The organism is Aliihoeflea sp. 2WW, assembly GCF_000497755.1.
Classification (GTDB): Bacteria; Pseudomonadota; Alphaproteobacteria; order Rhizobiales; family Rhizobiaceae; genus Aliihoeflea.
Genome location: NZ_AYOD01000054.1, coordinates 20,735 through 32,755 on the forward strand (window position 1 = coordinate 20,735; position 12,021 = coordinate 32,755).

Consider the following 12,021-nt stretch of genomic DNA (forward strand, 5'->3'; position numbering starts at 1 on the left):
TCACGCGCTGCGATAGAGCTTCGTCATCGAGAACTCGCGGTGGCCGAGCGCCTCAGCCGCCGTGTTGCGCCCGTTCGCCGTGCGCACGATCATGTCGATCAGTGCATCGCCCGCCTCGTCGATCGTCATCTCGCGCCGCAGGATGCCCGACACGTCGACATCGACATGCTCGCCCATCGTGCGCACCGTGCGTGGATTGGCGGTGATCTTGATCACCGGCACAATCGGATTGCCGATCACATTGCCCTGTCCGGTCGGAAACGTGTGGATCACATAGCCGCCCGCCGCCATCAGCGTGACGCATTCGGCCGCGGCCGACGAGGAATCCATGAAATAGAGCCCGTTGCCCGATTTCGGCATCTCGGCCGGCTCGAGGATGTCGATATATTTCGACGTCCGGCCAATCTTCTCGAGATTGCCGAGCGCCTTTTCCTCGATCGTCGTCAGCCCGCCCTCGATATTACCCTTGGTCGGCTGGCTTTCGGACAAATCGTCGGTCTTGAACTGCTCGATGACGTCGTCCTGATAGGCCTTCCACATCTTGTACCAGCGCTCGCCGACCTCCGGGTTGATCGCACGCGCCTTGGCGATGTGCTCGGCGCCGGTGATCTCCGACGTCTCGCCGAAGCAGCCATAGATGCCCTCGGGCAGGAGCTTGTCATACATGTTGCCGACCGTCGGGCACGAGCCGAGCCCGGTCGTCGTGTCGCTCTCGCCGCACTTGGTCGAGACCCAGAGCTCCGAGATCGAGCATTCCTCGCGCTGCAACTCGGTTGCATAGTGGACGAACTCCTTCGCCTTGCGGCTCGCATCCATGATCGTCTTCAGATCGCCATTCTGCTCGATCGAGAAGCCCGCCACCGGCTTGCCAGTCTCGGCGATGCCGTCGACGATCTTCTTGGTCCAGCCCGGCTCGATGCCGATGACGACGACGGCGGCAACGTTCGGGTTCGCGCCGGTGCCGATCATGGTGCGGAAATGCAGCTCCAGATCCTCGCCGAACTGCAGCCGCCCATAGGCATGTGGCAGCGCCATCGTGCCCTTGATGTTGTTGGCGACCGCCTCGCAGGCGGCGTTGGAAATGTCGTCGACCGGCAGGATGATGACATGGTTGCGCACGCCGACGCGGCCATTGTCGCGCCGATAGGCCTGGATCGTCCGATTGGAATATTTCGATGCCATGGGTCGACTCCTACCAGCGCTTGGTCTTGAGATTGTGGACATGGACGTGGCCGCCCTTGGCGACGTCGGCGACGAACTTGCCGATGTCCTCGCCATACTTGATCGCCGTGTCGCCGCTCTTGATGTCCGACAGCGCGACCTTATGGCCGATCGGCACGTCCGCCTTCGCCTCCAGCTCGAAGCTGGAATTGTCGTGCGTGACGACGCCGAGCATCTTCGTGCCCGCCTTCAGCCCTTCGACGACGACGACGCCGACATTGTCCTTGTGCTCGTGAACGAGCAGATGGGGAATTGCCATCCTGACCTCCTCGAAACCTCAAACCCGCGCTGGCGGTGCGGCGATAGCTCTTGTATAAGATAAAAGACCGGGCGCGCAATCGGGAAACAATGCGCAATTGGCCAAACGAAAAATCATTTCGCGGAGAGGCGGGTGACGGGCGCACGCATGGAAGAATCGGACGGGGATTTCCAGGAAGAGCGCTTTCGCGCCGAGCGGACGGGCAAGCTCGGCTACCAGCCGCTTTACAAGCGCGTGAAGGCGCTGCTCGTCGCGCGCATCGCCGACGGCCGCTGGCAGGCGGGACAGTCGATCCCGAACGAATTCCAGATCGCCGAGGAGCTGAACGTCTCCCAGGGCACGGTGCGCAAGGCCCTGCACGAGATGACGCTCGACAATCTTCTCGTGCGCCGGCAGGGGCGCGGCACCTTCGTCACGTCCTATGACGACGAACGCATCCTGTTCCAGTTCTTCAAGCTGACGCCCGACGAGGGCAGCCGCGAGTTCCCCGATTCGACGGTCCTGTCGCTCGAAAGCGGCACGGCCAACGACGCCGAATCCGATGCGCTCGCCATCCCCGCCGGCAACCCCGTCTGGCGTCTCGTGCGCCGCCGCACGCTCGGCGACAAGCCGCTGATCATCGAGCGCATCGTCCTGCCCGCCGAACTCTTCCCCGAACTCGACCGCTTCGAGACGATCCCCAACAATGTCTACGGCCTCTACTCCAGCCGCTACGGCGTCACGGTCGCCCGCGCCGTCGAACGCCTGAAAGCCGTCGGCGCCGACGCCCACGACGCGCGCCATCTCGACTGCCCTTTCGGCATGCCCCTCCTCGAAGTCGACCGCCGCGCCGTCGGCCTCGACGACCGCATCGTCGAGTGGCGCATATCCCGCTGCCTCACCGAAGCACATCATTACTTGTCGGATCTGAAGTAGCTTGCCGCACGCACCACGCATTGAATGTAACTACAAAATGTGCTTACATGACTTTTGAATGGGATGAGGCGAAGAACCGGACAAACATCGCCAAGCACGGGCTGAGTTTTGCAACCGCCAGTCGAATTTTCGAAGGTCCCGTCCTGACGGCAATCGATGACCGGTTCGAATATGGCGAAGTTCGCCGCAACAGCATCGGCGCGATCGAAGGCGTGTTGGTGATCGTGGTGACCCAAACCGACCGGGACGGCACAACCCGCATCATCTCCGCGCGCCCCGCCAAGCGCGTTGAAAGGAACACCTATGAAGAAGCGCTACGACAGGGAACTGACCCTTGAGCAACTGGCCGCCCTGCCGGACGACCAGATCGAAACCAGCGACATTCCCGAACTGGACGAGAATTTCTGGAGGAATGCGAAGCTGGTGGAGCCGGACACGACGCAGCAGGTGACCTTGCGGGTGAAGAAGTCCGTCCTCGATGCCTTCAAGGCGACCGGCAAGGGCTACCAGACCCGCATGAATGCCGTGTTGGAATCCTATGTCCGCACACTGCAGAGGCCACGTTAGGCGGCGGCGATCACGCGACCTGACGGTCGCGCCACCCTTCCGCAAACTCCACCGCCTGCCCCGTGCGCGCCGAAAGCTCCGCCGCCGCGCCCATCTCGACCGAGCGCAGCCCGTCTTCGAGCGACACCTCCGGCACCCCGCCATCGAGCACCATCTGCCGGAACAGCCGGTGCTGGTAGAAGGTCGAGCCGTGATGGTCGCCGGCGGCGAGGATTTCGGGGTCGACCTCGATCACCCGCCGCTGCGGGCTCTTCGGCTCGCGCGGCGAGATGACGATTTCGGCCGCCCGCTCGCCCGCGCCCGGCCAGAACCGCGCCGGTCCCGGCACGAAGGCCTCGATCTTGCCTGCCGAGCCCATCGCCGAGACGTGCTCCTGGAACCAGCTTCCTTCGGAAAACATGCACAATTCCAGCATCGCCCGCATGCCGTTGGCGAAATCGGCGATCACATAGGCATTGTCGAGAATGTCCGGCGCGCGGCCGTTATAGGCCTCGTCCTTGTGGTTGACGTCCTGCGCCCCCGACGCATAGATCCGCACCGGCTCTGACTGCGTGACGAGCCTCATCAGGTCGAAGAAATGGCAGCATTTCTCCACCAGCGTTCCGCCGGTCTCCGCCGCAAAGCGGTTCCAGTGGCCGACCTTGTGCAGGAATGGAAAGCGGTGCTCGCGGATCGTCAGCATCTTCGTCTCGCCGATCGTCCCGGCGCGGATTTCCTCGATCATCCGCGCGATCGGCGGCATGTAGCGATATTCCATCGCGACCCAGACCGGCGCCTTGCGGCCAGCAGCCGCAGCCAGGATGTGCCGGCTCGTCTCCGCCGTCGAGCAGAGCGGCTTCTCGACGAGGATCGGCAGGTCCGCCGGCAGCACGTCGAGCAGGATGTCGTGATGTGTGTGGTTGGGGCTGGCGATGACGAGCACATCGGCGAGCCCCGCATCCATCAGCGCGCGATGGTCGGCAAACTGCCGCGCGCCGCCGGAGAGCGCCGCAGCGCGCTCGCGCATCCCCTCGTCCGGATCGCTCACGGCGACGATTTCCGTATCGGGCAACAGCATGATGTTGCGGATATGCTCCTGCCCCATCATGCCCGAACCGATGATCGCATAGCGCAGTTTCGACATGGAATTTCCCTTTAGAACTCGAGAACCGGCAGGCCCATTTCGGCCGCCAGAGAGCGCAGCGCCGGCCGGTGGTCGCCATAGACGAGGCTCAAATGATGCTCGAGCCCGGCCCCGACGATCGTTTGCGCGACCGTCTCGATCGGGGCATCGAAGGCGAGAACGCCTGCCGTGCCGGAAAAGGCGAGCGGGCGCCGTTTCATCTCACCGCCCGCGATCACCATCGTCGGATGCCCGCGCGCCTGGCTGATCCGCGCGAAGGTGACGCGGCCGGGCTTCAACGGAAACTCGAACAGAAGCGGCATCTTGCGGTTGGAATGGATCGCCGCCTTCGCCGTCACCGTCTCGTCGCGCATCGAAACCGGCGCCTGCCCGCAATGCCAGACGACGCCCGTTCCGTCCTGCGCATCGAGATCCACCAGATCGACGAGGAACGCCGCGTCGCCGGTCATCTCCTGCAGGAACAGGTTGGTCAGCGCGCCATGGACATCCGCCTCGCAGGCACACGGCACGCGCCGTTCGCCCATCATCCCGACCGGCCCGCAGACCGCACCGCCATATTGCGTGAACATTTCCGGCCAGCAGCGCACGGCGAAAGCCGAATAGCCGCCTTTCGAGCGCACGTCCTCCAGCGCCGCGCGCAGGCGCAGCGACCGATCGAGCTGGTCCTGATCGACACTTTCGAGATCGTCGAGCGTCGCGCCGGCCTCTGCCCGCGCTTCGCCGACGGCGCCCTCGCCCGCTCCACGCGCGGCGGCAAACAGCGCATCAAGCGCGATCGGGTCCACCGAAACGCCAGCCAGGCTTTCGAGCCGCTCGGGATCGTAGTCGCAGGTGAAGAACCCGTCCGGCCGCTCGCCGATCCGCCCGATCCGGCTGCCGGCAATGCGCGCCAGAAGCGCCCGCGCCCCGGCCCGCTCGGCTTCGCCTGCCTTCGCCGTCGCCAGAGGCAGCGCCTGCGCCTGCCTCCTCCCGGCCAGCAGATCGCCGGCCAGAGCATCGACATCCGCCGTCGCGGGGTCCGCATGAACCCAGCCGAACGCGACGTCGTTGAGCCCCAGCGCGTGCGCCGCGAGGTTGAGCCCGCAAAACGCATTCAGCCGCAGCCGCCCGCCGGTCCGCGGCTCGGGAAACGACCAGATCGCGAGCGGCGCTTGCGCCTCCTCGGCGATCTTCACGGTCATCGTCGCGTCGGTGAACGTCACCTGCACGATCAACAAAAGATCGAGCGCCCGGCCCTTCATTGCAGCCAGCGCACTTTCCGTCGCCGGCGCGTCAAACAGCAGAGCCTCGCCGCCGACAAGTTCGTGCCCCGCCGCCAAAAGCCCGCCCTTCAGCCTGCCGTAAAGCTCCTCGGCGTAGGTGACGTCGAACGTCGCGCGCGCCAGCGGCAGTAGCCCGATCCGCGCCATCACGCGCCTCCCATGCCGGAATAGGAGTGCCGGAACGACGCATCCGCATGGGCAATTTCCGCTTTGCCGCCATAAAGCGGCGTATCGAACCATGGCATGGCATGTTCGTCCGTCAACGCGTTGATCCGCTTCACATAAGGCAGGCTCGTCTGCCGCAGGCCGGCGCGGATCGCGTCCCAGTCCGGAAACGCCTTGAACGGCTCCGACCAGATCGCGCGACCGGCCAGATACCCGGAGGCCCCAGCCGCATAGGCATGCTTCAGCACCGCCTCGAATTCCGCCATCCCGGCTCCCGCCGAAAGCATCACCCACGGACGCGCCGCAATCCGGCCCATCTCGTCGAACAGCTTTTGCGTCGCGCCGTCGGTTCCGTCGCCGATGCCCTTGGCCGGCACCGGGCTTTCCAGCTTGAAGATGTCGATGCCGAAGGCCGGATCGGCGAAGCGCCGCACGCTTTCGAGAACGTTGTCGGCCTGCTTCGCCGCCATCTCCACATAGTCCTTCGTCTGGTCCGCCTCGCCGGGCAGCGGATAGACGAGAAGTTCGAAAAGATAGGGAATGTCATAGGCTTGGCAGGCTTCGCCGATTCGCTTCGCGAAGTCCTCCTGCGCCCGGCAATTGGCCGCATCCGTATCCGGCCGATACCAGGCCAGCACCTTCACCGCGTCGCCGCCGGCGCGCTTGATCTTCTCCACCGACCAGTCGTCGATCTCGTCCGAAAGCCGCCCCGTCGCGGTTTCGCGGAAGATCGAATCCTCCAGCGTCACGATCATGCCCTTGGCGGGCGAGGCGACGGAGAGGCCGCGCGGCAGCGCGAAATGCGGGTCCATCAGCACGGCCGACGTTTCGGCCTGCAATTCCTCCACCAGCATCAGCTTGAAGCCCGCCACATCCTCATAGGGCGCTTCAGCCGTCCCGCGCATCGCCTTGATTGGATTCTTGATCGGCGGCCGCTGGTCGACGGCCAGCATCTTGAACCGGCCCTTTTCGTCGGCAAGCCGCCGCAGGCCCCAAAGCTTGCCTGCCGAAAGTGTGGTCATGCCTGCGATCCTCCGCGCATCTTCAAGAATTCTTCCAGTTCGGCGCGGGTCGGAATGCCCGCTCGTCCGCCGAACCGCGTGCATTTCAGCGCCGCGGCCGCCGAGGCGAAGCGGATCGCCCCGCGCGTCTCCAGCCCTTCGGCGAGCGCCACGGTCAGCGCGCCATGCCAGACGTCGCCCGCGCCAAGCGTATCGACGACCTCGACGTGGAAGGCCGGCTCATGCGCGATCGAGTCGCCCTCGAAGAACAAAGTCCCCTCCGCGCCGATCGTCACCGAAAGATGCGCCGCGCACCGATCGCGCAACCGCATCAGCCCTTCCCGCGGATCGTCCGTCCCGGTCATCTCGCGCAGCGCCTGCGCCGACAGCGCGACATGGCTCGCCGCATCGAGAAGGCTCGCATCGAAAGGCGGCCGGTCGACATCGAGCACGGCCGGCAGACCCGCCGCACGCGCCAGATCGAAGAGGTGCCGTGCGCCTTCCTCCCAGCGAATGTCACCCATCACCGCGCCGGTCCCGGCCGGCAATTCGCCCGGCAGCCAGTCCGTCGCCGTCGGGATCGACCAGTCGCCATAATTGACGATCATCCGCTCACCCGCCGCGTCGATGAATACGGAGGATAGCGGCGAACGATGTCCCGCGAACCGCCGCAGCCCGGCACAATCCACGCCCTCGGCCAGAAGCCCGTCAATGATCTGCCCGGCCACCACATCGTCGCCGAGGCGGCCGATCATGTGCGCCTTGTGCCCCAGCCGCGCCGCGGTCGCCGCCGCATTGGCGGCCAGCCCACCGCCCACCACCTGCATGTCGCGGGCACGGTATTTCTCAGCGCGGTCCGGCATCCGGTCGACCGAAAAGACATAGTCGACGACCGCGATGCCGATGAAGAAGATGTCGCTCATGCACCTGTCGCACTGTTCGCGCGGATGACCTGCGCTATCTGCAAGCGCCGTTGATGAATGAACGGTAACAGGTCTTGTATCTTTTACAAGACATGCCATGATCAGCCTTGATCGGTGCCCTTGGACGGCGCCGCACTTGCGAATATGGTCCCGGAAAGAGGACCCTTTGGGAGGTGTGCGTGGCAGGCGTCGAAATCCGCCAGGTCGTCAAGCAGTATGGCCGCGTCGAAGTGCTCCACCGCGTGGACCTGTCGGTGCGCGACGGCGAGTTCGTGGTCCTGGTCGGCCCATCCGGCTGCGGCAAGTCCACACTTCTGCGCATGATCGCGGGGCTCGAAGGCATCACCGGCGGCGAGATCGCCATCGACGGCACAATCGTCAACGACATGCCGCCGCGCGAGCGCGACATCGCCATGGTCTTCCAGGATTACGCGCTTTATCCACACAAGAGCGTCTACGACAATATGGGCTTCGGCCTCAGGATGCGCGGCACGCCGAAATCCGAGATCGAGACGCTGGTCCACGAGGCGGCAGACATTCTCCAGATCCGGCACCTGCTCGAGCGCCGCCCCGGCCAGCTCTCCGGTGGCCAGCGCCAGCGCGTCGCCATGGGCCGCGCCATCGTGCGCCGCCCCAAGGTCTTCCTCTTCGACGAACCCCTCTCCAATCTCGATGCCCAGCTTCGCGCCGAGATGCGCGTCGAGATCAAGAAGCTGCACCAGCGCTTCGGCACCACCATCGTCTATGTCACCCACGACCAGATCGAGGCGATGACGCTGGCCGACCGGATCGCCATCATGAAGGACGGCCACCTCCAGCAATACGGCACACCGGACGAGGTCTATAACCGCCCGGCGAACCGCTTCGTCGCCTCCTTCATCGGCGCCCCGCCGATGAACATGACGCCCGCCAGCGTGTCGGCGGATGCGCAAGTGATCCGCTTGCCGTCGGGCACGGACGTCACCCCGCGCGGCGCCAACCTTGCCGCCTGCGCCGGCCGCGACATCGTCATCGGCCTGCGCCCCGAGCATGTCGCGCTTGGCCATGACGACCCGTCGCGCACGCCCGTTTCCGGCCAGGTCGAGCTGGTCGAGCCCCTCGGCTCGGAAACGCAGGCGACCGTCCGCGTCGGCGACGCCCGCTTCACCGGCCGCTTTTCGCCGGAAGCCGGGCTGAAGCACGGTCAGGACGTCACGCTCGGCCTTGCGCTCGACCGCGCCCATTTCTTCGACGCCGAAACCGGCGAGGCCATCCGCCTTGCCGCTTGATCAGAGCATTCCGGCCCGCTTGTCGGGTCCGCAACATCAGGGAGTAGAGACATGACGAGACTGATTACCGGAACTGCCCTCGCTGCGATCATGACCATGTCGGCCGGCTCGGCCTTCGCGCAGACCGAACTGCGCATCTTCACCGGCGGCCAGCAGCGCCCCGACGTAATGCGCCAGATCCTCGACGCCTATCAGGAGCAGAACCCCGACGTGACGGTCGAGATCGAAGTCGGCGGCGCGACGTCCGAGCAGCAGCAGCAGTACCTCAACACCGTCCTCGCCTCGCAGGATTCGACGCTCGACGTGGTGCTGATCGACGTCATCCGCCCCGCGCAGTGGGCCGCGGCCGGCTGGGCCGAGCCGCTCGATGAATATCTCGGCGACGAACGCGACGCGATCATGGACCGCTATTTGCCCGCCTATCGCGAGGCCAACATCGTCGACGGTGCGGTCATGGCGCTGCCCTATTTCGCGGACTCGCAGTTCCTCTACTACCGCACCGACCTTCTCGAAAAGCACGGCGTCGAGCCGCCGAAGACCTGGGACGAGTTGAAGGCAGCCGCGCTCAAGATCCAGGAAGCCGAGGGCAACCCCAACCTCGCCGGGTTCCTCACCGCCGGCGCGCCGATCGAGGGCACGGTCTGCACCTATCTCGTTCCCTATTGGGGCGCGGGCGGCGAGCTTGGCGGCGAAGGCGGCGCGATCACACTGTCGGCCGAACAGGCGGCGCAGCCCTTCGAGCTCTGGGGCGACTTCAAGGAAGCTGGCGTCCTGCCCGCCAACATCGCCGAAATCCCGACCGACCGCATCCGCCAGGATTTCCAGGCCGGCAACGCCATCTTCGCCATGAACTGGGGCTATGTCTGGAACCGCGTCCAGAACGACGAGGACAGCCAGGTCAAGGGCAATGTCGGCGTCGTCACCCTGCCCGGCTTCACCGCCGACACGCCGGCCACCTGTATCGGCGGCTGGCAGCTCGCCGTCTCCGCCTTCTCGGAAAACAAGGAAGCCGCGGTCGAGCTGGTGAAGTATCTCTCCAGCCCTGAAGTCTCCAAGCAGCAGGCGATCCTCGCCTCGCACATGCCTGTCTTCCCCGACGTCTACACCGACGCCGAGGTGCTGGAGGCCAATCCGTGGTTCGAGGACGCGCTGCCGGTCGTCGAAACCGCCCGCTCACGCCCCGTCACCCCAGCCTATCCGCGTGTCTCGGAAGTCATTCGCACCAACATGAACGCCTTCCTCGCCGGCACGCAGGATGGTGCGGCATCGCTCCAGGCCATTGAGCAGGGGCTTTCCGAGGTCATGCAGTAGGGGTTGAGAGCTTGAGCCCGGCCACCCCCCTCTGTCCTGCCGGACATCTCCCCCTCAAGGGGGGAGATCACGCACGACATCCATTCCGCCAAGACGTTGGTGATTCGAGCGGGGCGACGACGAGACTGATCTCCCCCCTTGAGGGGGAGATGCCTGGCAAGGCAGAGGGGGGTGCCTCGTGCTGACATCGACCACAAAACCCCTCCCCCTCTCCCGCCTCGAAAAATCCGAGCGCCGCCTCGGTCTCCTGATGATCCTGCCGGCGTTCCTGCTGCTCTTCGCGGTCGTCCTCTTCCCGATCGGCCGCCTGCTCGTCACCTCCACGCAGCAACTGCGCCTCACCGAACCGTGGCTCGGCACGCCCTTCATCGGCCTCGCGCACTACCAGAAGGCGCTCACCGACCCGCGCTTTTGGGAAACGACGCTCAACACCTTCATCTACATCGCCGTGACCGTCCCCGGCGCGATCGTCGTCGGCCTCGGCCTTGCGCTCCTTGCCAACCAGCCCTTCAAGGTCAAATGGCCGGTGCGGCTCGGCCTGCTCCTGCCCTGGGCGCTGCCGCTGGTCTTCGCGGGCCTGATCTTCCGCTGGTTCTTCGAGTTCAACCAGGGCATCGTCAACAATATCCTGATGTGGGTCGGCCTGCCCAAGCTCGCCTGGCTCACCGATCCCTTCCTCGCCACAATCGCCATCTGCATCGCCATCATCTGGAAGACGTCGAGCTTCGTCGCGCTGATCCTGCTGGCCGGCCTGCAGACCATCCCGAAATCGCTCTACGAAGCGGCCGAGATCGACGGCGCGTCGAAATGGCAGCAATTCATCGAGATCACGCTGCCGATGCTCCGGCCCGCCATCATCGTCGCCGCGATCTTCCGCACCATCACCGCCATCCAGACCTTCGACATCCCCTACGCGATGACCAATGGCGGGCCGGGCAATTCGACCGAGACGCTCGCCATGTACATCCACAAGACGACGATCGACTTCCTCGACCTCGGCTACGGCTCGGCGCTCGCGGTGCTGATGTTCGTCGTCTCGCTCGTCATGACCGCCGGCTACCTGCGATACACACGCCGCGACCCGCGGCAGGAGGCGTGAGATGATGCGCCTCCCCCGCCCCCGCGTGATGGTCCTGATTGCCGGCCTCATCGTCGTCGTCAACGGCTTCGTTCCGGCGATCTGGATCGTGCTGACCTCGCTCAAGACCGAAGCCGAACTCCTGCGCTTGCCGATCACCATCCTGCCCGACACACTGACCTTCCAGAACTACACCCGCGTCTTCACCGACCAGCCGATCCTCACCTTCATGTGGAACTCGGTCGCCGTCGCGACACTCTCGACGCTGCTCTGCGTCACCGTCTCGGCGCTCGCCGCCTACGCTTTGGTGCGCCTTCGCCTCCCCGCCCCCGGCCTCATCCTGTCGGTGCTGATGGCGATCGCGATGTTCCCGTTGATCTCGCTGATGGTGCCGCTCTTCCAGGTCATGCGCACCGTCGGGCTTCTCAACACCTGGTGGGCGCTCGTCCTGCCCTATGCGGTGCTATCCATGCCGGTCTGCACCATGGTCCTCATCTCCTTCTTCCAGGACATCCCGAAGGACCTTGAGAGCGCCGCGATGATCGACGGCTGCTCGCGCCTCGGGGCACTCTGGCACGTTGTCATTCCGCTGACCGCACCCGGCGTCTTCACGGCCGGCATCCTCGCCTTCGTCAATGCGTGGGACGAGTTCCTGCTGGCGCTGACGCTGTCCTCGCGCGTGTCGAGCCGCACGCTCCCGGTCGGCATCACGCTCTATCAGGGCGAGTTTTCGTTCCCGTGGCCCATCATCTCGGCCGCGCTCGTGGTCGCCATCGTGCCGATCTCGATCATCATCGCGCTCTTCCAGGAACGCGTCGTCGGCGGCCTGACGCAGGGTGGCATGAAGGGTTGAGCCCATAAATCATCGCGGCGGGGTTGACCTCCACATTTGCCCCGCCATGCTTATGGTCTCTCAGCCTTCCGATCA

The 12,021-nt window shown here is 65.2% G+C and carries 13 protein-coding genes; 7 read left to right on the top strand and 6 right to left on the bottom strand.

Annotation, left to right across the window (positions count from 1 at the left end; genetic code table 11):
• Together ALII_RS0118990 and ALII_RS0118995 are read right to left on the bottom strand one after the other, a co-directional pair.
• Complete coding sequence (locus ALII_RS0118990; protein ID WP_024588798.1) at nucleotides 1-1,182, bottom strand: UxaA family hydrolase; 1,182 nt, start codon at nucleotides 1,180-1,182, stop codon at nucleotides 1-3.
• A 10-nt stretch (nucleotides 1,183-1,192) separates the two neighbouring features.
• Entirely contained in the window at nucleotides 1,193-1,480 is a 288-nt protein-coding gene (locus tag ALII_RS0118995) for a UxaA family hydrolase (RefSeq protein ID WP_024588799.1), read from the bottom strand.
• Nucleotides 1,481-1,612: 132 nt separating this feature from the next.
• Here ALII_RS0118995 and ALII_RS0119000 point away from each other — a divergent pair, with 132 nt between their 5' ends.
• Genes ALII_RS0119000 through ALII_RS0119010 form a run of 3 tightly spaced genes read left to right on the top strand, consistent with a single transcriptional unit; the run spans nucleotide 1,613 to nucleotide 2,962 of the window.
• Nucleotides 1,613-2,395 (top strand): GntR family transcriptional regulator, encoded by a 783-nt coding sequence (locus ALII_RS0119000; protein ID WP_244437473.1) that lies wholly within the window; start codon nucleotides 1,613-1,615, stop codon nucleotides 2,393-2,395.
• Nucleotides 2,396-2,442: 47 nt separating this feature from the next.
• On the top strand, nucleotides 2,443-2,733 hold the full coding sequence (locus ALII_RS0119005) for a BrnT family toxin (protein WP_024588801.1): 291 nt from the start codon (nucleotides 2,443-2,445) through the stop codon (nucleotides 2,731-2,733).
• On the top strand, nucleotides 2,699-2,962 hold the full coding sequence (locus ALII_RS0119010) for a BrnA antitoxin family protein (protein ID WP_024588802.1): 264 nt from the start codon (nucleotides 2,699-2,701) through the stop codon (nucleotides 2,960-2,962). The genes ALII_RS0119005 and ALII_RS0119010 overlap by 35 nt, the downstream gene beginning before the upstream one ends.
• 10 nt (nucleotides 2,963-2,972) lie before the next feature.
• Here the strand turns inward: ALII_RS0119010 and ALII_RS0119015 are convergent, their stop codons facing one another.
• The 4 genes from ALII_RS0119015 to ALII_RS0119030 are packed head-to-tail and all read right to left on the bottom strand — an operon-like array spanning nucleotide 2,973 to nucleotide 7,436.
• Entirely contained in the window at nucleotides 2,973-4,085 is a 1,113-nt protein-coding gene (locus ALII_RS0119015) for a Gfo/Idh/MocA family oxidoreductase (RefSeq protein WP_024588803.1), read from the bottom strand.
• 11 nt (nucleotides 4,086-4,096) lie between these two features.
• Nucleotides 4,097-5,494: a hypothetical protein gene (locus ALII_RS0119020; protein WP_024588804.1), complete on the bottom strand. Its 1,398-nt coding sequence runs from the start codon at nucleotides 5,492-5,494 to the stop codon at nucleotides 4,097-4,099.
• Nucleotides 5,494-6,534, bottom strand: a complete 1,041-nt coding sequence (locus ALII_RS0119025; RefSeq protein ID WP_024588805.1) for a tagatose 1,6-diphosphate aldolase — start codon at nucleotides 6,532-6,534, stop codon at nucleotides 5,494-5,496. The genes ALII_RS0119020 and ALII_RS0119025 overlap by 1 nt, the downstream gene beginning before the upstream one ends.
• Nucleotides 6,531-7,436, bottom strand: a complete 906-nt coding sequence (locus ALII_RS0119030) for a PfkB family carbohydrate kinase (protein WP_024588806.1) — start codon at nucleotides 7,434-7,436, stop codon at nucleotides 6,531-6,533. The genes ALII_RS0119025 and ALII_RS0119030 overlap by 4 nt, the downstream gene beginning before the upstream one ends.
• Before the next feature lie 179 nt (nucleotides 7,437-7,615).
• Here ALII_RS0119030 and ugpC point away from each other — a divergent pair, with 179 nt between their 5' ends.
• The 4 genes from ugpC to ALII_RS0119050 all read left to right on the top strand — a co-directional run bounded on the left by ugpC (nucleotide 7,616) and on the right by ALII_RS0119050 (nucleotide 11,946).
• The gene (ugpC, locus tag ALII_RS0119035; RefSeq protein ID WP_024588807.1) at nucleotides 7,616-8,704 is read left to right on the top strand and encodes a sn-glycerol-3-phosphate ABC transporter ATP-binding protein UgpC; all 1,089 of its coding nucleotides are present in this window, start codon (nucleotides 7,616-7,618) and stop codon (nucleotides 8,702-8,704) included.
• A gap of 51 nt (nucleotides 8,705-8,755) precedes the next feature.
• Nucleotides 8,756-10,015, top strand: coding sequence for an ABC transporter substrate-binding protein (locus ALII_RS0119040; RefSeq protein WP_024588808.1), 1,260 nt, complete (start codon nucleotides 8,756-8,758; stop codon nucleotides 10,013-10,015).
• 178 nt (nucleotides 10,016-10,193) lie between these two features.
• On the top strand, nucleotides 10,194-11,114 hold the full coding sequence (locus tag ALII_RS0119045) for a sugar ABC transporter permease (RefSeq protein ID WP_024588809.1): 921 nt from the start codon (nucleotides 10,194-10,196) through the stop codon (nucleotides 11,112-11,114).
• Between the two features lies 1 nt (nucleotide 11,115).
• Nucleotides 11,116-11,946: a carbohydrate ABC transporter permease gene (locus ALII_RS0119050; protein ID WP_024588810.1), complete on the top strand. Its 831-nt coding sequence runs from the start codon at nucleotides 11,116-11,118 to the stop codon at nucleotides 11,944-11,946.
• Nucleotides 11,947-12,021 lie beyond the last annotated feature (75 nt).

Coding starts and splice junctions, on each gene's coding strand:
- ALII_RS0119030 (WP_024588806.1), bottom strand. CDS start 7,436: ATGAGCGACATCTTCTTCATCGGCATCGCGGTCGTCGACTATGTCTTT.
- ALII_RS0119020 (WP_024588804.1), bottom strand. CDS start 5,494: ATGGCGCGGATCGGGCTACTGCCGCTGGCGCGCGCGACGTTCGACGTC.
- ALII_RS0119040 (WP_024588808.1), top strand. CDS start 8,756: ATGACGAGACTGATTACCGGAACTGCCCTCGCTGCGATCATGACCATG.
- ALII_RS0119025 (WP_024588805.1), bottom strand. CDS start 6,534: ATGACCACACTTTCGGCAGGCAAGCTTTGGGGCCTGCGGCGGCTTGCC.
- ALII_RS0118990 (WP_024588798.1), bottom strand. CDS start 1,182: ATGGCATCGAAATATTCCAATCGGACGATCCAGGCCTATCGGCGCGAC.
- ALII_RS0119015 (WP_024588803.1), bottom strand. CDS start 4,085: ATGTCGAAACTGCGCTATGCGATCATCGGTTCGGGCATGATGGGGCAG.
- ALII_RS0118995 (WP_024588799.1), bottom strand. CDS start 1,480: ATGGCAATTCCCCATCTGCTCGTTCACGAGCACAAGGACAATGTCGGC.
- ALII_RS0119005 (WP_024588801.1), top strand. CDS start 2,443: ATGACTTTTGAATGGGATGAGGCGAAGAACCGGACAAACATCGCCAAG.
- ALII_RS0119010 (WP_024588802.1), top strand. CDS start 2,699: ATGAAGAAGCGCTACGACAGGGAACTGACCCTTGAGCAACTGGCCGCC.
- ALII_RS0119050 (WP_024588810.1), top strand. CDS start 11,116: ATGATGCGCCTCCCCCGCCCCCGCGTGATGGTCCTGATTGCCGGCCTC.